A 20,188-nucleotide genomic window follows, 5' to 3' on the forward strand; every position below is an offset into this window, starting at 1 on the left:
CAAGCGTGCTCACCCTTTCCACAAAGGCGCGAGCTGTGCTTTGAGAATCGCTAAGGCTTCCGCCTGCATCGCTTCTGGCGTCTGCATCGCATCGATCGCATGAATACGCGCTGGTTCCTGATCGAGTAGGTATTCATAGCCTGAAACAACCTTTTTATGGAAAGCAATCGCTTCGTGGTCGAGACGGTTCTGATCCGACTCATCGCGGTTCGCCTGAATACGCGCGATGCCCTCCTCCGCTGAAAGCATACATGTCAACGTCAAATCTGGTTCCAGACCGTCCGTTGCGAATTGATTGATATCGATAATTTCCTGAGCGCCGATATCACGACCGAACCCCTGATAAGCGACCGAACTGTCAACGAAACGATCGGAGAGAATGACTTCACCGCGTTCTAAAGCGGGAATGACCTTTTCGGCTAAGTGCTGACGACGGCTCGCCGCATAGAGGAGCGCCTCCGTGCGTACGTCCATGGCGGTGTTTGCCTTATCTAGGATGACATCACGAATCGCTTCTGCAATACGCACGCCACCCGGTTCACGCGTGGTAATCAAAGAGACAGTGAGTTGCTCTTGAAGTTTTGGCACAATGCCGTTGAGTAGGGTCGTCTTCCCAGAACCATCCGGCCCCTCCAACGTGATGAAATATCCAGGATATTGATCGTGTGCTTTCATAGTTCTCGCCGTCCTTCCAATGCGCGATGTAGCGTCACTTCGTCCGTATATTCGATGTCGCTCCCGACCGATAAACCGTAAGCGATGCGAGTGACTTTAATACCTGCCGGTTTGATGAGGCGTGCGAGATAGGTTGCGGTCGCTTCGCCTTCTGCCGTCGCATTCGTCGCTAGAATCACTTCGGTAATCGCCTCATCCTGCAATCTGACAAGCAGTTGGGAAATATTCAGATCGTCCGGTCCCGTCCCCTCCATCGGTGAAAGGACACCGTGCAATACATGGTAGCGACCGTTATAATCCTGCATGCGTTCCAACGCCATCACGTCGCGCGAATGTTCAACCACCATGATCTTATCCGCTTCTCTCGATTCATCGCTACAGATGTCACACGGATTGCGATCGGTAATCAGTCCACAGACTTCACAATTGTCGAGCTCACGCTTAACATCGACAAGCGCATTCGCAAACTGCAGCACTTCGCGTTCATCCATACGCAACGTGAAGAACGCCAAACGTGCGGCGGTTTTACTCCCAATACCAGGTAATTTCTGAAAACTAGCGATCAAACGCGCAATCGGTTCTGGATAATCCAAACCGCTCAGTCCTTCCTACTAAATCCCAACAGTGCTGATTCGTTCGCTTAGAAAGGCATACCTTTCGTGAATTGACCGAATTTGTTTTGTGTTTCCTGATCCACTTTTTCGATCGCTTTGTTCGTGGCAGCGATGATCAAGTCTTCCAACATTTCTGGGTCTTCAGGGTCCATCGCATCCGGTTCAATCGATAATGCTTGCACTTTCTTTTCACCGTTAACGGTCACTTTTACCATGCCACTTGGGTCTTTAGCGGTGAATTCTTTCTTTGCGAGTTCATCCTGCGCGTCCGTCATCTGTTTTTGAAGTTTTTGTGCTTCTTTCATCATTTTCTGCATGTTCATCATATTATTTGCCATCGTTAGTTGCTCCTTTTCGTTTATTTTTTCGTTTTATTTATCAATTAATCATCAACAACGTTTACATTGTCTACACCAAAAAGCGAAGTGAGCGGTTCAACCACCTGTTCCGTTTCGTCCGGCACATCGAAGGTTTCACGTGTTTCATCGGTGGATGTTTCAGCAGATTCACCCGCTGATTCGTCCCCCGTCAACTGATCGCGCGTTCCATCTTTGAGTGCTTTGACATAAGTTTTACGTGCTTCCTGCCACTGCTCCGCCGTCAAAACCAGCATTTGCTTCGCATGACCGAGACGCTGTTCGATCTGTTGTCTCACAGTTTGCTGGATCTCCGTATCCTCAGAAACATTGCGGCAGAACGTCGCATACTCAAACGATAACACGAAATAATCCTCGCTCGCAGCGACCGGTTCTGTCTGCTGTAAGAGCGTGCGCTGTACCTTTGAAAGGTTCTCAACCAATTCCGGCCACAACGCTAAAACATCGTTTCGATCCTTCTTCGTCGCCTGTTCCAACGTGCGGTAAATCAATGGGAAGTTCGGTTCGAAGTCTTTGCCGCCTTTGGTACGACTATTGCTCTGACGCGGTTTGGTGGGCTGCTGAGGTGCGGTCTCCCCTGCTGTAACACCGTTCGCCTGTAGCGATGCGATCGTCTGTTTGAGTGATTCGAGTTCACGTTGAAGGGCGGTCACCGTTTCATTATCAGCGGTAGATTGTCCCGTTGTCGGTTCGGTATCCTCCGTCAGATTAATCGTCGCCACTTCCAAATAAATCACCGGCTGCACGCTGTACTGCATGTCATAGCGCGCCTGTTCCAATTGCTGCATCACACGGTAGAGGAACGCCGTATCAATGGTACGCGCTAATTCATAGAAATCTTCATCGTACCCTGAGAGTAACTCCTCCTGATTCTCCGCCTTGGTCGACTGCGCTAACAAGAGATCACGTGTGAAATACAAGAGTTCCTCTACGAATCGCGCCGGTTCACGCCCCGATTGGATCGCTTCACGCAACATTTTGAGCGCCGTCTCTGTATCGGACGTATATAGCGCATGCATGTAAGCTATCTTCTGCTGACTACCGAGCGCACCGGTGAGCTCTAGTGCGGACGCCTTCGTCACCTTATCACTGGTGAATGAGAGTAACTGATCCAAAATACTGAGCGCATCACGCATCCCACCGTTTGCGGCATGAGCAATCACGTCGAGCGCTTCTGCTTCGTAATCAATCCCCTCTTCGTCCAAAATCAGCTGCATACGCGCCACTAATGTTGGCTGATCGATACGACGGAAATTGAAACGCTGCGTCCTAGAAATCACAGTCGCTGGAATCTTCTGCCATTCCGTGGTCGCAAGGATAAAGATGACATGTGCAGGCGGTTCTTCCAATGTTTTCAATAACGCATTGAACGCTCCCGACGACAGCATGTGCACTTCGTCGATGATGTAGACTTTATTTTTCGCTTCGGTCGGCGCATAGCGAACCTTATCGCGAATATCGCGAATTTCATCGACCCCATTATTGGAGGCTGCGTCGATCTCAATCACATCGCTCAATACGCCGGACGTAATCGCCCGACAAATCTCGCATTCATTGCACGGTTCGCCGTTCGTCTGGTTCGGACAGTTGACCGCCTTCGCTAAAATTTTCGCTGCACTCGTTTTCCCCGTACCACGCGGACCTGTAAAGAGGTAGGCGTGACTGATCTTATCGCTTTCGACCGCATGTTCTAACGTCTTTGCGACCGCATCCTGTCCGACCATCTCGTCAAAACGCTGCGGGCGCCATTTTCGATACAGTGCTTGATAGCCCATTCCCATACTCCTTCCAAAGATCCTTTCGGCATACTGCTTCATTATATCAGATTTTCAGCATCTCTGACATCGGATCGCTCGGTGATTTTTGGTTTGAATCGCTGGTTTTTCTTGCCAAACAGACCCACCCATGATATGATAATCATTGTCGTTAAGACCGCACGGCAAGGTCGATGACGTGAACCGGGTCAGATCCGGAAGGAAGCAGCCCTAAGCGACCCGTCTTCTTGTGCCGTGCGTTAAAAGACTGTAACCGGCGAGCAGCAGAGCGTTGCTCGTCTTTTTTATTTTCTAAAATTGATTGACAGTTCCAGGAAACTCGACTATCCTATCAAAGAATATATTGCACTGACCGAAATACTTTAACGTTGTCCCGTGAGGCAAGGAAGTTAGTCGTTGGTGATACTTTTTTGTGTATCGCTGTCTTTTTACGCTATCAACCGCCCGGGATCATTCCCGGGCTTTTTTTATACCTTGAAAGGAGTCGCAATGAATAAAGAATTATTTGTGGCATTGGATTTCAATACGGAAAACGAGCTGGACGCGTTCTTGAAGAACTTCGAAGAACATCCGATCCCCGTTAAGATTGGGATGTCTCAGTTCTACATGTCCGGCCCTAAAATCGTGGAAGAACTCTCCGAACGCGGGTTCCCGATTTTCCTCGATTTGAAGAGCCACGATATTCCGAACACCGTCTACCTCGCGATGAAACAGCTCTCGCAATATCCAATCGAGATGGTGACGGTCCACTGTATGGGTGGGCAGGAGATGATGGAAGCTGCCGTTGAGGGTACGAATACCGGTCCTTACCGTCCGAAACTGATGGGTATCACACAGCTCACTTCAACCTCTCAGGAAATGATGACGAACGATCTGCGCATGAATGGCGAACTGCTCGACAGCGTCGTACATCTCGCCAAACTCGCACAGACGAGCGGTATGGACGGTGTCGTCTCCTCCGTACTCGAAACGCGCGCGATCAAACAAGCGACTGCTGAAGACTTCCTCAGCTTGACACCGGGGATTCGTCTCACTAAGGAAAAACACGACGATCAGACCCGTGTCGCTACCCCACAAGAAGCGAAGGCTGCTGGTGTCGATTACCTCGTCGTCGGTCGTCCGATTACCCAAGCCAAAAATCCTGTTGAAATGTACAACCACTTCCTCTCCGCATGGCGCGGGATGGATGCAGAATAATTCAGAGAAAAGGAGATCATCATGACTGAACCAATGAACGAACGTACCGCCCGCCTCTTACTCGAACACAAAGCGGTCTTACTCCAACCCAGCGATCCTTTCACCTGGGCGAGTGGTATCGAAGCACCAATCTACACGGATAACCGTCAATTATTGAGCTACCCAGACGCCCGTCGCGAAATCATTGATGGTCTGGTCGACTTAATCGAAACGCACTACCCAGAAGCAACCGTGATCGGCGGGACCGCAACAGCCGGCATCCCACATGCCGCATGGATCAGCGAAAAGATGAATTTGCCGATGGTTTATATCCGAGGCAAAGCCAAAGACCACGGACGTAAAACGCAGATCGAAGGGCATTTGAATCCAGATAATAAGTTAGTTATGATCGACGACTTGATCTCAACAGGTGGTAGCGTCCTCGAAGCCGCCAAAGTCGCTGCAGAACACGTCGAAGTGTTAGGTGTTGCCAGCATCTTCACCTATGACTTCCAGTCTGCGGATGACAACTTCAAAAACGCCGGACTCACCTACCACTCCCTGAGCGACTATCCAACACTCGTGCACGTGGCCGAAGCGGATCACCTTTTCTCTGCTGAAGAGATTGAAAAATTAAACCAATGGCACCACAAATACGGCCGTCCCGGTTCGGATGACTAGAACGAGGCGCCATCATGACTAAAAACCAAATCAAGGCCGTTGTCGGCAGTATCATCGCTTCGGGAACCGACGACTTGAACGTCATGTTCCTTTCTTTCGCTATGTCGGAGATCATGTCGGAATTCATGCTGTCGGGGGCACAAACGGGATTGATTGCTACGTTGACGAACCTCGGCATGCTCGTCGGTGGGATGCTGTTCGGGATTCTCGGTGACCGCCACAACAAAATGACGATCCTCAAAATCACGCTACTCATTTTCTGTTTGGCGAGCGGCGGGATCGCCTTTGCGCCGAACATCACGACCATCTACATTCTCCGTTTCATCGCCGGCATCGGTGTCGGTGGAGAGTACGGGATCGCGTTGAGTATCATGGCGAACATCGTCCCACTCCAGAAGATGGGTACCGTTTCATCCTGGAACGGTGTTGCCGGTCAGGTCGGTTCGATCGGTTCCGCCATTCTCGCCGGTTTGTTCGTGCCATCACTCGGCTGGCGCGGCCTCTTCCTCTTCGGTCTCGCACCATTAGTCTTGGTATTGTACCTTCACTTCGCAATCGACGATGAAGCAACGTTCCATCCCGAACCGCAACTCGCAACGGGAAACAGTCACCTCTTGACTGCGTTCAAGGCCTTGTTTGCGAATGCGAAAGTCGGTTATCAATCCGTCGCACTCATGCTGATGACGACGGTTCAGATTGCCGGTTACTTCGGAATGATGAACTGGCTCCCGACCATCATGCAACAACAGACAGGCGCGAGCGTCACGAATTCATCAATCTGGATGGTCTCCACCATCGTCGGCATGTCGATCGGCATGCTCGTCTTCGGACGTCTCCTCGATCGCGTTGGCCCTCGCATCATGTTTGGCACATTCCTGATTGCGTCCGCTATCACCGTGTTCTTATTCAGTACCCTAGAGAGTAACTGGTCGATGCTGATCGGTGGGACAATCATGGGATTCTTCGTGAACGGGATGTTCCCAGGATACGGCGCCGTCGTAAGTCGTATCTACGACAAGAGTATCCAAGCGACCGCCAACAATATCATCCTTAACGCGGGACGTGCGGTCGGTGGCTTCTCCTCTGTCATCATCGGCTTCATCATGGAAAAGAGCGGCGTACCTACCGTTATGTTGTTCCTCTCGATTCTCTACCTCACAAGTTTCGTCGTGATGTTGAGGATCCCAGCGTTGAAGCGTCGAAACTTCACCGCCTTCTTAAATCAGTAAAATTTACACTAAACGAAAAGCGAGTAGCCACTGGAGCTACTCGCTTTCTTTTTTGTTTTAATTCGTTTGAGCTTTCATTTTTTCTTCATCGAAGTCGGCGTGGAAGTCGTAATCATCCAACCTGCGCACCAAGAGCACCCCATCGCCTAACGGTAAGGTCGTAACACTCAAATGCGGATGTTCAATGACCGTATCCAACAGCCAATTCAGTTTCTTATGGATATTTTTCACGCGGCGCGGAATCTCTTCCTTCGGTGCGAACACCGTTCCCGCTTGGAAAATATCATCAACCAGCAGCGTACCACCGACTTTCAATGCGTCCATACAGTACGGGAAGAATGAAAAGTATTTCTGTTTCGCTGAGTCCATAAAGATAAAATCATACTGCTTCTCAAGTGTCGGCAAAATATCCGCCGCATCGCCTTCAAGTTGCGTGACTTGATCCGTCAGTTCGAGCGTTTCAAACGTCTCACGCGCTTCCTCAATCATGACATCGTAACGATCGATCGTATCAACGTGACGTTCGGAATGTCCGTAAGTCATCACTGAGGCGGAATAGCCGATCGCCGTCCCAATTTCTAGAATTTCCTTCGGTGCCACCACACCGAGGAAAAAATCCAAAAACACCGCCGTTTCATGTGGAATAATCGGTACGCGGCGTTCATTCGCCTCGCGTTCAAGCGCATCAAGTGGCGCTGCGAAACGCGCTTGGCGATGACGCATAAAATCCAAGACGCGCGATTCCACAATCGGACGATCCATCATTTCGTTTAAGCGTGATTTTGATTCAGTCATCATGACTCACTTTCTCTATTCTTCATCCACAGCATCTTCAGTGGCAACTTCATGCGGTTCATGGATAACTTCCAATTCACGAATACGGCCATTCTCAACGAGCGTCGTCGTCAACTTGTAGTCACCAATCTGAACGCTCTCCTGCTCGTGATCTTCTGGGAAATGTCCCAAAATCTCGATCACGTAACCAGCAATCGTATCGGATTCATCACTCACGACTGCGGTCTGGAACGCTTTATTGAAATCGTTGATCGCCAACTTCCCACTGATCAATGTCTTCTTGTCGGTCAATTTACGGTACTTCATCGTTTCGACATCGTACTCGTCTTCGATATCCCCGACGATCTGTTCCAACAAGTCCTCCAAGGTCACGATACCGACAACCCCACCGTATTCATCCTTCAAAATCGCCATGTGCTGATTCTGACGACGGAATTCGAGCAGTAAGTCATCGATATAGATCGTTTCAGGTACAAAAAACGCTGGTTTCGCTAATTTTTCTAGATCTAAACGTTCAAAACCGACCCGGTTCGCGGAACGGAGCACGTCTTTGGAGTGGATAATCCCGATCACATCGTCCTTATCGCCACGGTAGATCGGAATACGTGAGTACGGCGCACTCAAGATGGTCTCTAGATTGACTTCTTCATCATCTTCGATATCGAGCATCAACGTATCGGTACGTGGCACCATGACCGCTTTCCCGAGCTTGGTATCGAGGTTCAATACTCCTTGCATCATGCGGAATTCGTCCACATCCAAGGCACCATCTTTACGACCACTTTCGATGATTTTTCGCATTTCACGACGCGTTAAATGTTCTTCGCGGTAGGTAAAATCGATCGGCGTCAACTTCTTCAACAAGTTCGTCGATGCCGTCAATAACCATACGAACGGCGCGAAAATCTTCTTCACGATGAGAATCGAACGCGCCGTCGCCAAACAGTACTCTTCTGGGAACTGAATCGCCACTTGTTTCGGGAATAATTCCCCGAACACCAAGGAAATGTACGACAAAATCAACGTCACTACTGCGGTTGCTAATGTGCGCCCAAACGGAATATCTGCCATGACCGGCGCTAAATAATCGACAAACGTATTCGCTGCTGATGCAGAGGAGAAGAATCCTGCGAAGGTAATCCCTACCTGAATCGTCGACAAAAAACTGTCCGATTCAGACAGCAACTCATCCACGCGTTTGGCCTTCTTATTGCCACCCTGCGCCATTTCTTTGATTTTGGATTGATCAACGGACACAAACGCCATTTCAGCGCCTGCCAAGTAAGCATTGATCAACGTCAATACGAGAATTAATATAATTTGCCCGATAATAGACGAGGCTCCGGGGTCTTCCATGATGCTCATTCGCTCCTTAACGACTATAGATTGATACAATTAATTCCTATCATACCAAAATTACACAAGGTTTTAAATATTAATCTTCTAACCACGCATGCCAAGCATTAGAAATTTTTGGTTGAATCCAGCCAAACATTGCGTTGTATACCGTATTCAAAACCGTCGCGATCCCCCAACTAATCCCAAAAATCACTAACGCAAAACCGATCGCTCGCAATGTGAAATAAGGGGCATTCGGGGATAAAATGCGGTCCACCAACGCGCTATCGTGCAGTAATTGGCGAACCATCGGATGCTCGTGGACGAGATAGACACCGAACACGTGCTTTGCCACATAATTAAGCGGCTTATTCACGAACGGCTTCATCGTCTTGAACCCCATAAACAGCCCGTACGTCATGAGTACCGTCGTCCAGTGATTGTAGTGAATAAACATTGGATTCTCAGTGAACTGATACATTACTGCAGAATAGGCACCGAGACCAAAAAACAACGCAAAGTACAACCAGCGCTGTTTGAAATGAATGGCGAGAGAATCATATTTGCGAATATAACCACCAATTAAATATAAAAAGATAAATGATGATAATCCATAACCACTGCCAAACCCCATATTTTCAATACCAGTAATCGGTTCCCAGATAGAACCAATCACAAATAAAATAAAAATCAGCGAAAAAGCGGTATCTGTACTCGTTTGATTAAGAAAAAAGTTGAGGTAAGGCACGAGTAGATAAAGGATCGCGTACATGGTGATAAACCAGTAGCGATCAAGCAGAATCGGCAGTATATTTTGAAGCAGTGATTTAATGGTAATCGACTGAATACCAAGCACAAACATCACGCCGCTGATAATCACTGCAAAAAAGCTCACTTGGAAAAACAGTTTGAACCAGCGCGCCATCTTTCGCGTGCTCGTCACCATAAAGTAACCAGAAATCATCACAAATAGATTCACACAGATCATCGATAACGTCTGCAGATACATAAAAGCGTGTGGCAACTGGTATAGTGATTCATCACCTGTGATATAGTGCGAATTGACATGCAGGAATACGATCATCAACATCGATAGAATACGTAAAACTTCAAAATTCGAGACGCGTTCTTTCATTGTTCTCACCTCTAATCAAAATGATGTCAGTTTATATCCCGATTGTACCAAAATTTCAGCATGAAACTTTAGTGAAACGACTGAGAAAATGAAAGTTTTTACCCTTCCCGCTTCGGCTTTCTAGAGTTCCTTTTACGTTTAGCGCGCAGGGCTTTGAAGAAGTCTTTCATTTGTTTTTCGCATTCAGGTTGCAGAATGCCTGGGGTGACATCGGCTTGATGATTGAGGCGTTCATCAGTGGTGAGGTGATACAGGGTATCGCAGGCGCCAGCTTTCGGGTCAGTGGTGCCGTAATAGACGTGGCGGAGTCGACTCAGAACGATGGCCCCAGCACACATGGGACACGGTTCGACGGTGACGTAGAGGTCGCAGTCTTCGAGTCGCCAGTTGTCGAGTGTGCGATTGGCCTCCTGAATCGCCAGCATTTCCGCATGCGTAGTCGCCTGATTGGTTGTTTCGCGTGTGTTGTAGCCGTGGCCGACAATTTCACCATCCTTCACGATTACCGCTCCGATCGGCACTTCCCCGATCGCCTCAGCTTTTTCGCCTTCTCTGATTGCCTGGCGCATCCATTGTTCGTGTATTGTTTCTGTCATGATTACTCCATTCCACAAAAAAATCGGGGCACTAACCCCGACTTCTGTATACTTAGTGATTTCGCGATTAAGCGAGACCTTTCAACCATTCACGGACGCTATCTGGAATCTCGTCGATATCCACTTTGTCAGTGACTTTATCTGCTGTTTTCAACGCTTTATCTGTAGCTCTTTCAGCTTTTTCTTTGATATCTGCGTCTTCAAGTTTTTCGTTCACTTTATCGCTGACTTTGTCGATCGTGCTAGAGATCACGTGGTCTGTGCTTTCTTTGTGGTAAAGGACAGCACCGACTGCAGCAGTGACTGCAATAGCGCCCAATGCGATCAATGAATATTTTTTCTGTTCGTCGTTCATCATTTTACCTCCTATAGGTGGCACATATTATCTAAACTATGCCTATCTTACTAACCTCGAATTAAAAAGTCTACTCCCCAATGCCAATTAATTGCTCGGCTGTTTGCGTTTCTTCGCTCGAGCCGTCTTCATGTTCGACATCGAAGTACAATTTACCGCTACGAACACCGATTTTGACGGTGTCGCCGGCCTGGACTTTATTATCGAGGAGGAGTTCGCTCAGTGAATCTTCGACGTGCGTCTGGATGTAGCGACGAATCGGACGCGCACCCATTTCCGGATCGAAGCTGTCGTTCGCAATCTGCGTAATCGCACCACCAGTAAACTTGATGGTGATGTCGCGTTCCGCCAACTGTGCTTCCAACTGATCGGTGAACTTGCGAACGATATCGCGAATCTCTGCCTGTTCGAGCGTCTTAAAGACGAGCACTTCATCAAGACGGTTCAGGAATTCTGGGCGGAAAGTGCTCTTCAACGCTTCCTGAATGCGACTACTCATTGTTTCGTAGTCCATGCCTTTGTTTTGGCCGCCGAAGCCGACAATTTTATCATCGCGCAGTTCAGTCGCCCCGATGTTTGAGGTCATGATGATGATCGTGTTGCGGAAGTCGATGCGGCGTCCCTTGCTGTCTGTGATATAGCCATCATCCAAGATCTGTAGTAAGAGATCGTAGACATCCGGGTGCGCCTTCTCCACTTCGTCGAAGAGAACGACACTGTACGGGTGCTGACGGATTTTCTCGGTAAGCTGACCGCCTTCCTCAAAGCCCACATAACCCGGCGCTGACCCAATCATACGGCTCGTGCTGTATTTCTCCATATATTCGGACATGTCGAGACGAATGATGGATTGTTCAGAGCCGAAGAGGGTTTCAGCGAGTGTCTTCGCCAGTTCGGTCTTACCGACACCAGTCGGCCCCAAGAACATGAAGGAACCGATCGGACGGTTAGGATTACCGATCCCCGTACGCGAACGTTTCACGGCACGCGCCACGGCTGTCACCGCTTCGTCCTGACCTTTCACACGCGCATGCAAAGTCGATTCCAAACGCTGGAGACGTTGGTTCTCCGTTGCCGTCAATTGCGCAACTGGAATGCCCGTCCAGGAGCCGATCAAGATCGCAATATCTTTGTCATCGATTGACAATGATTTCGTCGTCCTGCGCTCCTTCTTGTCAGCGAGTTCCTGCAATTCATTGCGTAAGCGCACCTGTTTGTGGTGGGTTTCAGCTGCTTTGTCGAAATCACGTGCGATAAAGGCTTTTTCTTTTTCGTCATTGAGAGCACGAATTTCGCGTTCGAGCTGGGCTTTTTCACCACGTACCGATGACTGTACACCTTCGTTCAATCGTTTAGTTGCGGCGGCTTCATCGATCACATCGATCGCAGAGTCCGGCAAGTAACGATCAGAAAGGTAGCGATGGCTCAACGTTGCAGCTGCTTGAATGGCTTCATCAGTAATCGTCACCTTGTGGAAGTCTTCGTACGCTTTACGGATCCCTTCGAGAATTTCCACCGTTTCCGATTCACTCGGTTCTTCTACCAATACTTTGGAGAAACGACGAGCGAGTGCGGAGTCTTTCTCGATGTATTTCTGGTATTCATTCAACGTCGTCGCACCGATCACCTGAACACTACCGCGAGCAAGCGCAGGTTTCATCAAGTTAGAGGCATCAATCGCTCCTTCTGCGCCACCTGCACCGATCATCGTATGCAATTCGTCGATGAAGAGAATTACTTCGCCATCCGTTTCGACTTCTTCGATCATTTTCTTCACACGATCTTCGAATTCGCCACGATATTTCGTTCCAGCAACCATCGATCCCATATCCAAAATCATGAGGCGCTTATTGGCGAGTGTATCCGGCACTTCACCATTCGCGATACGCTGTGCGACCGCTTCGACAATAGCGGTCTTACCGACGCCCGGCTCACCGACCAAGACTGGATTATTCTTCATACGACGGCTCAAAATCTGCATGAGACGACTAATTTCTTTGTCGCGTCCAACCACTGGATCTGCATCACCATGTGCCACACGTGCGGTCAAATCCTTCGCGATACTATCCAATAGTGGCGTCTTCGAATCACTCTTGTTGGACTGATTGCCATCGATATGTCCGCGCCCCTTCTTCATCAAGACGCTCGGGTTCACACCAATCATTCGGCAAATTTCGCGGTACACTTCCGCCAAGTCAACTTTGAGATTGCGCATAATACGAACGGCGAGCGTTTCTTCGCTGATTAATGCGAGTAAGATATGCTCCGTTCCAATCAACGTCGCATCTAACATCTGTGCGATCGTCTGTGCAATCACTAAAATCTTGCGTGTCTTCGGCGCATAATTCGGTTCCCCAAAGCGGTTCGTCGGGCTGGTAGATGTCCCATAACCGCTCAAGTAATCGAACTCTTCCACCATTTCCTGATAGCTTGGCAAGAATTTCTGCAATACTTCCTGTGCGACACTACCCTCTGCTTGGTAAAGGCCTAATAATAAATCTTCTGATTCAATGGTACGGTGATTAAATTGTTCAGCGACCTCAAACGCATGTTCCAATGCGGCTGTCGCTTTTTCAGTATAAACGTCGTGACTCATCCGACCACTCCTTATTCTTGTAGATTAACGGTATTTCAAACGCTCGATAATATGCTTCAAAATGATTGCACGCGCTTGATTCGGTCTATCGATGGATTGCACGATCGCATCGTCCACTGCGGCACGCATGATGAATGCTTGCTTCTCATCGATTAATTGCTTATGCGTCAGATTTTCGATCACAGCATTTGCATCTCTCAGAGAAATGCTGTCTTGGATCATCAAATTAATACGATCCAAATACTCTGCCTCATCGACAACTTGTAATTTCATAATGCGAATATAACCGCCACCACCGCGCTTACTCTCGACAGCATAGCCTTGTTTCGGGGTAAAGCGCGTATTAATTACGTAATTGATCTGCGACGGTACACATTCGAAACGATTCGCAATCTCACTGCGTCGAATCTCGACATCTGAAGCATCGCGCAAAACATCTTTTAGATAACTTTCGATAATATCAGATATATTCCGCTTTTGCATAATTCTCAACTCTTTCTATGAGATTGACTAACTTTGACTAATATCATTGTACCGTGTTTTTGTGACTGACGCAATTGTTTGAGATGCCATCAGTTAATGTAGAAACACGATCACTTAATAAAAAACAGCCCAAGCCAGAAAGCTTGGGCTGTTAGATTGTTCGTTAGTTATTAACGCTATCGGCTTAGTACCAACCGTTTGCGTTCCAGAATGCTAAGGCTGCATCCCATGAACCGTAACGACCAGCAACGTATTGATCAGCTACACGTTCTTGGTTAGCTGGTGAGAAGTCACCATTCAAGTAGCTTGCGTCTAATTGGTAACGACCGATGTAACGTCCGTTACGTGCGTCGTAAGAACCACCGGATTCACGACTAGCAATGATTTCTTTTGCGCTACCACCTTGAACTGGTGCTGCTTGAGGTGCTGGCGCAGGAGCTGGTGCAGCTTGTTGTACAGGTGCTGCTTCTTGTGCAGGTGCTTCCTGAACCGGTACAGTTTCAACGTGACCGTTTGCTTCCTTAACTTCTACAGAAGAAACTTTTTCGTTCGCATCGAAGTTGAACGTTAATTCGTTACCTGGGAAGATCAAGTTTGCGTTTTCGATGTTGTTGAATGCTGCCAACTGGTTAACGTCTACACCAGCAGCTTTAGCGATAACGCCTAAGGTGTCACCGTATTTGATAGTGTAAGTTTTGTTGCCGTCTTCTTTTTCTTGGAAGTCTGCTTTAACCTGTTCTACAGTACGTGCTTCCCAAGAGCTTGCTTCGCCGTTAGCCTGTGCATTGGCAACTTCACCGAAGTTCAATGCAATAACTGTAGACAATGCAACTGTTCCGCCAAGTAAAACCTTACGTAAATTCATGTTAAATAAAACTCCTTTTTCTTTTGCTATGATTCTAGATTTTCTGCACGTCATTTGCGTGCCTCTCATTTCGACAAAAAGTATACTATCACGGTCATTTGGGTTTGTGGGGAAATCTGGCGAACTGTCAATGACCTTTAACCACACTGTGAAAGTTGTTGTCTGTATGCAACGTTTTGCCGTTTTTTGTAATGTTTCTGTAACTTTTGTGATATTTCACGCTAATTTTTCTGTTTTTCCTTGTTTGTGCAACCTTTCTCAATCTGGATAAACTATTTTTTTCATACTACAATAGGTGTAATACATTCGGCGCGTCATCTAAAACCTAGCATTTCACAACCTAATTTATATGACAGCGCCGTTTTTACATCTCAATCATCTATATAAAGGAGGGCTACCATTGCCAACACATCTTTTTACTTCAGAATCTGTAACAGAAGGACATCCGGATAAAGTAGCTGACCAGATCAGCGATGCGATCCTCGATGCCATCCTCAAAGAAGATCCGAACGCACGTGTGGCGTGTGAAACGGTCGTTAATACCGGTCTCGTCTTCGTTTTCGGTGAATTATCAACGTCCGCCTATGTAGATATCCAAAGCATTGTGCGAGACACCATTCGCCGTATCGGTTATACTGATGACCTTTACGGTTTCGATGCCGACCACGTGGCTGTGATCGTCTCTCTCGATGAACAGTCCGGTGATATCGCACTCGGTGTGGACGACGCACTGGAGACACGTGGCGATGCATCCGCCGAAAAAGAAATCGGTGCGGGTGACCAGGGAATCATGTTCGGCTATGCGACGGACGAAACTCCAGAATATATGCCGATTCCGATTGCGTTGAGTCATCGTCTCGCTCGTCGTCTCGCTGAGGTCCGTCACCAAGGGATCCTCGACTACTTGGGACCAGACGGCAAGACGCAAGTTACCATCGAATACGACGAAAACAACCAAGCGCTGCGTGTCGACAGTATCGTCATTAGTACGCAACACAAAGAAAGCGTCACGCTCGACGAACTGCGTCCCGACATTATTCGTGAAGTCGTGAAACCGGTTATCCCTGAAAAATGGCTCGATGACGATACCAATCTCTACATTAATCCAACTGGTCAATTCGTCATCGGTGGTCCAGTTGCCGACTCCGGACTGACCGGACGTAAGATCATCGTCGACACTTACGGTGGTGCGGCGCCTCACGGTGGTGGCGCCTTCTCCGGTAAGGACTCCACCAAAGTTGACCGCTCCGCTAGCTACATGGCGCGCTACATTGCGAAAAATATCGTCGCTGGTGGTTTCGCCCACAAGTGTGAAGTGCAGTTATCCTATGCGATCGGGGTTGCACATCCAATCTCAATCAGTATCGACTGCAAAGGTACGAGTGACCATAAGGAAGAAACTCTCATCAAGGCCGTCCGTGAAACGTTCAAACTCACACCGCGCGGCATGATCGAATCACTCGGACTCAACCAGCCGATCTTTAGTCAGACGGCGGCTTATGGACACTTTGGCCGTACCGACGTCGATCTTCCATGGGAACGCACCGATCAAGTTGAGAAACTCCAACAGATTCTAAAGACATTGTCTTAGTTTTAGTAAGGAGGCGAATCGATTGAAGTTTCTATTCCGATACGTTAAACCGTATCCTATTCAATTATTACTCGCACTCTTTGGTTCCATCTGTTTTGTGATTGTACGTTTGGGGTTACCAACCTTACTCTCCTACATTATTGATGGTGCATTAGCCAATCAGTCTCAGAGTCAGTTATTCATGTTCATCATGCTGATGTTATTCATCGTCTTTCTCGGTTTGGCTGGACAGCTGATGTCACGTTTCTTCGTCAGCAGCCTCTCCAACCACATCATCAAAGACTTGCGTGATGACGTCTACACCAAAATCCAGCAACTCTCACTTCACGAATTCCAGTCGCTCGGTGTGCCGTCGCTCTCTACACGTTTGACGAACGACGCCTTCCTGCTCATGCAGTTCTCAATCATGCTGCTCGGGATGGGACTCACCGCACCGATTATGATTATCGTGAGTATCTTTATGATCTTGAGACTCTCCGTACGCATGGGGCTCTACATCTCTCCTGCGCTACCGTTGATTATCCTGATCATTATCTTAATCGTTAAAATCACGCATCCGCTCTCACAAAAACAACAGCGCGGACTCGATAAGATCAACCGTATCCAGCGTGAAAACATCACGGGATTGCGCGTTATCCGTGCCTTCAACCGTGAACCGTACCAAGAAGAACGTTTCGAAGAATCGAACGAAAGCTACCGTAAAATTTCAACCAAGCTCTTCCAAATCGTGGGAAGCTCCCAGCCGGGGTTCAACTTCATCACGGAAATTGGGATTGCGATGGTCATCTGGCTCGGTGCCGGACAAATTTCAGCCGGTAATCTTCAAGTCGGTGACGTGGTCGCCTTTATCGAATACGTCTTCGAAGCGCTCTTCTCACTGTCGCTCTTCTCAACTATCTTCTTGATGTATCCGAGAGCGGCGGTTAGTTCTGAACGTCTGCAGGAAATTATCGATATGCCGATTTCGGTTCAAAATCCCGAAAATCCAAAAACGGAAACAGACGGCAGCGGACGCCTCGAGTTCAAGAACGTCTCCTTCAGTTACCCGGATGCGGATGAACCGACCTTACGTGACATTTCCTTCTCTTCCAAAGCAGGACAGACGATCGCCTTTATCGGATCGACCGGTTCAGGAAAATCAACCATCGTGAAGTTGATTCCGCGTTTCTACGACGTGACGAAGGGACAGATCCTACTTGACGGTGTCGATATTCGCGAGCTCGATCTCAAAACCTTGCGTGAAAAGATCGGTTACACCCCGCAGCGCGCCAACCTCTTTACCGGAAAGATTTCCGATAACTTGCGCTACGGTAATGCGACAGCAGACACGGCGGATCTCTCTCGTGCCTCAGATATTTCTCAAGCTGCTGAATTCATTTCGCGTACACCGAGCGGATTGGATACGCACCTCTCAGAAGGTGGAAATAACCTCTCCGGTGGTCAGAAACAGCGTCTCTCGATCGCACGTTCCATCATCGGTGAACACGAAGTCTACGTGTTTGACGATAGTTTCTCTGCCTTAGACTACAAGACGGACGCAACCGTTCGTGCCAAATTGGCAGAAGAAACGAAGGATGCGACGACGATCATTGTTGCGCAGCGTGTCGCAACCATCATGCATGCGGATCAGATCATCGTCTTGGATCAGGGACGCATCGCTGCCAAGGGGACGCACAAAGAATTACTCGAAACATCCGACCTCTACCATGAGATCGCTGCATCGCAATTGAGTGAGGAGGAATTAGCCAATGCCTGATCGTGAACATAAAAAGAGCGTCTTCTACCTCTGGGGACGTCTCTGGAACTACATCAAAGCATATCGTCTCAAATTCTTCGTCTCACTGTTCAGTATCGTGGTTATGACGATCTGTAACGCGATCCTGCCCGCCGTTCTCGCACTCGCTACGAACGAGCTCGCCCGCAATGTGGCGGATATCGCTCGCGGTATCCCGGGCGCTGCGATCAACCTGCCGTATCTCGGTCAATTGACGATCGTCTACATCATCATCGCAATCATTTACGTGATTTCGCACCTCAACGGTCAGTTGATGATGACAAACGTCATTCAAAACGCGATGTCCGACTTGCGTAACGACATCTCACACAAAACCAACCGTATCCCAGTAGCGTACTTCGATACGTTCCAGCTCGGTGACATCCTCAGTCGTACCACAAACGACGTGGACGCCGTCGCAAACGCCCTCCAACAGGCGATCATTCAGGGACTGATCTCCGGACTCACCTTCCTGTTCAGTTTCATCGCCATGTGGTTCCTCAGCGTGAAATTGACGCTGATTATCGTTGTGACGCTGGTCATCGAATTCATTGCGATTCGTACCTTAACGCGTCTCTCGCAACCGGTATTCAAGAACTTGCAGAACAGTTTGGGCAACTTATTCGGTTTTATCGAAGAACAGCTCTCCGGTCATACTGAAATTCGTGCTTACAACCATCAACAGGATAGTATCGAAGAATTTGAAAAGCACAGCGCTGCTCTCCAACGTTACGGTAGGCGTGCGGGTTTCCTCTCTTCCATTACACAACCGGTATCGAACTTTATCTTCAACCTCGCATACGTGGTCTCAACCTTAATCGGTGGACTCCGCGTGCTCGCCGGAACGTTCACTGTGGGTAGTCTGCAGGCCTTCGTGATCTACATCATGCAGATCAACGGACCGATCAACGCCTTCATGCAGGTGTTAGGACCGATCCAGAGTGCGATCTCTGCGACGGAACGTATCTTCGAATACCTCGATCAAGAGGAAGAAGTGCAGATTGAAACCGATGAAGAACTACCAAAACCAATTCGCGGTGCGGTCGAATTCGACCACATCAAATTCGGCTACAATCCGGACAATATCTTGATGAACGACATTTCATTCAAGGTTAAACCGGGACAAACCGTGGCAGTCGTCGGGCCGACTGGTGCCGGTAAAACGACATTGATCAACCTACTCATGCGTTTTTACGATGTCCTAGACGGTGCGATCAAAATCGATGGCGTCAACATCAAAGACATCTCGCGTCACGAACTCAGACAGCACATGGGCATGGTGCTTCAGGATGCTTGGCTCTACACCGACAGCGTGATGGAAAACATTCGCTTCGGTGCTCTCGACGCTAAGGACTACGAAGTCATCGATGCCGCGAAGGTGGCGAACGTTCACGACTTCATTACCACCCTGCCGAATACGTACGACATGATGATCAATGAAGAAGGAACGAACGTCTCACAAGGTCAGAAACAGCTCATGACGATTGCCCGTGCAGTCATCTCTGATCCGGACATTCTGATCCTCGACGAAGCGACCTCCTCCGTCGACACACGCCTGGAAAAACTCATTCAGGAAGCGATGGATCGTGTCATGGAGAACCGTACCAGCTTCGTGATCGCGCACCGTTTGAGTACGATTAAGAATGCGGACGTCATCCTCGTTATGCAGAACGGTACCATCACTGAACACGGTACTCACGACGAACTGATGGCAGAGAACGGCTTCTACGCCGACCTCTACAACAGTCAGTTCAATCAGGATCAACCTGCCGACATTCATATGAGTTATTAATATATACACTAATCAAAACTGATGGGAACAGCTCTCATCAGTTTTTTTGTGCATATAAAAAGCACATCATCGAGTGGATGCGCTGTATTAATGTTGGATTCTAAATGTCTATTTGTCATCTTCGCTAACGAACGTGTTGTACAGTAATACTGAAAAGAGAATCGTCGCAATATAAATAAATGTTAAACGCCAGGTTTCCATGCCGGCATTTCTGAACAAGAGTATATAATTAAAAATCAGGAAACCTACACACATCATTCTGGAAACATTATTCTGCATAGAAAATCACCTTCAACTAATTCTGCTTCTTTAATTGCTTATGAATGATTACATATAGAATA

18 protein-coding genes and 1 other RNA gene are annotated in these 20,188 nt (G+C 48.2%); 7 read left to right on the top strand and 12 right to left on the bottom strand.

Annotation, left to right across the window (positions count from 1 at the left end; all coding sequences use genetic code 11):
* Positions 1 to 9: 9 nt before the first annotated feature.
* The 4 genes from tmk to dnaX are packed head-to-tail and all read right to left on the bottom strand — an operon-like array spanning position 10 to position 3,441.
* Positions 10 to 675, bottom strand: a complete 666-nt coding sequence (gene tmk, locus ACWOEX_RS04590; protein WP_455298327.1) for a dTMP kinase — start codon at positions 673 to 675, stop codon at positions 10 to 12.
* Positions 672 to 1,268: a recombination mediator RecR gene (recR, locus tag ACWOEX_RS04595; RefSeq protein ID WP_455298329.1), complete on the bottom strand. Its 597-nt coding sequence runs from the start codon at positions 1,266 to 1,268 to the stop codon at positions 672 to 674. Before recR ends, tmk begins: the two co-directional genes overlap by 4 nt.
* Before the next feature lie 47 nt (positions 1,269 to 1,315).
* Positions 1,316 to 1,627, bottom strand: a complete 312-nt coding sequence (locus tag ACWOEX_RS04600; RefSeq protein ID WP_455298331.1) for a YbaB/EbfC family nucleoid-associated protein — start codon at positions 1,625 to 1,627, stop codon at positions 1,316 to 1,318.
* A 44-nt stretch (positions 1,628 to 1,671) separates the two neighbouring features.
* Entirely contained in the window at positions 1,672 to 3,441 is a 1,770-nt protein-coding gene (dnaX, locus tag ACWOEX_RS04605; RefSeq protein ID WP_455298333.1) for a DNA polymerase III subunit gamma/tau, read from the bottom strand.
* A 156-nt stretch (positions 3,442 to 3,597) separates the two neighbouring features.
* On the opposite strand from dnaX, the gene ffs reads away from it, so the two are divergent.
* The 4 genes from ffs to ACWOEX_RS04625 all read left to right on the top strand — a co-directional run bounded on the left by ffs (position 3,598) and on the right by ACWOEX_RS04625 (position 6,527).
* An RNA gene (gene ffs / locus ACWOEX_RS04610) (signal recognition particle sRNA small type) lies at positions 3,598 to 3,685 on the top strand.
* A 245-nt stretch (positions 3,686 to 3,930) separates the two neighbouring features.
* Positions 3,931 to 4,638, top strand: a complete 708-nt coding sequence (gene pyrF, locus ACWOEX_RS04615) for an orotidine-5'-phosphate decarboxylase (protein ID WP_455298335.1) — start codon at positions 3,931 to 3,933, stop codon at positions 4,636 to 4,638.
* Positions 4,639 to 4,659: 21 nt separating this feature from the next.
* Entirely contained in the window at positions 4,660 to 5,298 is a 639-nt protein-coding gene (gene pyrE, locus ACWOEX_RS04620) for an orotate phosphoribosyltransferase (RefSeq protein ID WP_455298337.1), read from the top strand.
* A gap of 14 nt (positions 5,299 to 5,312) precedes the next feature.
* The gene (locus ACWOEX_RS04625; protein WP_455298338.1) at positions 5,313 to 6,527 is read left to right on the top strand and encodes an MFS transporter; all 1,215 of its coding nucleotides are present in this window, start codon (positions 5,313 to 5,315) and stop codon (positions 6,525 to 6,527) included.
* A 57-nt stretch (positions 6,528 to 6,584) separates the two neighbouring features.
* On the opposite strand, the gene ACWOEX_RS04630 is transcribed toward ACWOEX_RS04625, so the two are convergent.
* The 8 genes from ACWOEX_RS04630 to apf form a co-directional block, all read right to left on the bottom strand.
* A complete protein-coding gene (locus tag ACWOEX_RS04630) occupies positions 6,585 to 7,325 on the bottom strand; it encodes an O-methyltransferase (RefSeq protein ID WP_455298340.1) in 741 nt (246 codons plus the stop codon).
* A gap of 12 nt (positions 7,326 to 7,337) precedes the next feature.
* Positions 7,338 to 8,678 carry a hemolysin family protein gene (locus tag ACWOEX_RS04635; RefSeq protein ID WP_455298342.1) on the bottom strand — a complete coding sequence of 447 codons (1,341 nt, stop codon included), beginning with the start codon at positions 8,676 to 8,678 and terminating at the stop codon, positions 7,338 to 7,340.
* Between the two features lie 79 nt (positions 8,679 to 8,757).
* Complete coding sequence (locus ACWOEX_RS04640) at positions 8,758 to 9,795, bottom strand: acyltransferase (protein ID WP_455298344.1); 1,038 nt, start codon at positions 9,793 to 9,795, stop codon at positions 8,758 to 8,760.
* A gap of 98 nt (positions 9,796 to 9,893) precedes the next feature.
* Positions 9,894 to 10,391: a tRNA adenosine(34) deaminase TadA gene (gene tadA / locus ACWOEX_RS04645; protein WP_455298345.1), complete on the bottom strand. Its 498-nt coding sequence runs from the start codon at positions 10,389 to 10,391 to the stop codon at positions 9,894 to 9,896.
* Positions 10,392 to 10,458: 67 nt separating this feature from the next.
* Entirely contained in the window at positions 10,459 to 10,749 is a 291-nt protein-coding gene (locus ACWOEX_RS04650; RefSeq protein WP_455298346.1) for a hypothetical protein, read from the bottom strand.
* Positions 10,750 to 10,816: 67 nt separating this feature from the next.
* Positions 10,817 to 13,342: an ATP-dependent Clp protease ATP-binding subunit gene (locus tag ACWOEX_RS04655; RefSeq protein WP_455298348.1), complete on the bottom strand. Its 2,526-nt coding sequence runs from the start codon at positions 13,340 to 13,342 to the stop codon at positions 10,817 to 10,819.
* A 24-nt stretch (positions 13,343 to 13,366) separates the two neighbouring features.
* Positions 13,367 to 13,825, bottom strand: a complete 459-nt coding sequence (locus tag ACWOEX_RS04660; RefSeq protein ID WP_455298349.1) for a CtsR family transcriptional regulator — start codon at positions 13,823 to 13,825, stop codon at positions 13,367 to 13,369.
* 184 nt (positions 13,826 to 14,009) lie between these two features.
* Positions 14,010 to 14,690 carry an aggregation-promoting factor gene (gene apf, locus ACWOEX_RS04665; RefSeq protein ID WP_455298350.1) on the bottom strand — a complete coding sequence of 227 codons (681 nt, stop codon included), beginning with the start codon at positions 14,688 to 14,690 and terminating at the stop codon, positions 14,010 to 14,012.
* 400 nt (positions 14,691 to 15,090) lie between these two features.
* Between apf and metK the strand changes: the two genes are divergently transcribed.
* Genes metK through ACWOEX_RS04680 form a run of 3 tightly spaced genes read left to right on the top strand, consistent with a single transcriptional unit; the run spans position 15,091 to position 19,847 of the window.
* Positions 15,091 to 16,281, top strand: a complete 1,191-nt coding sequence (gene metK, locus ACWOEX_RS04670; protein WP_455298351.1) for a methionine adenosyltransferase — start codon at positions 15,091 to 15,093, stop codon at positions 16,279 to 16,281.
* Between the two features lie 22 nt (positions 16,282 to 16,303).
* A complete protein-coding gene (locus tag ACWOEX_RS04675; protein ID WP_455298352.1) occupies positions 16,304 to 18,037 on the top strand; it encodes an ABC transporter ATP-binding protein in 1,734 nt (577 codons plus the stop codon).
* Positions 18,030 to 19,847 carry an ABC transporter ATP-binding protein gene (locus ACWOEX_RS04680; RefSeq protein WP_455298353.1) on the top strand — a complete coding sequence of 606 codons (1,818 nt, stop codon included), beginning with the start codon at positions 18,030 to 18,032 and terminating at the stop codon, positions 19,845 to 19,847. The genes ACWOEX_RS04675 and ACWOEX_RS04680 overlap by 8 nt, the downstream gene beginning before the upstream one ends.
* Positions 19,848 to 20,188 lie beyond the last annotated feature (341 nt).

The organism is Aerococcus vaginalis, assembly GCF_053762225.1.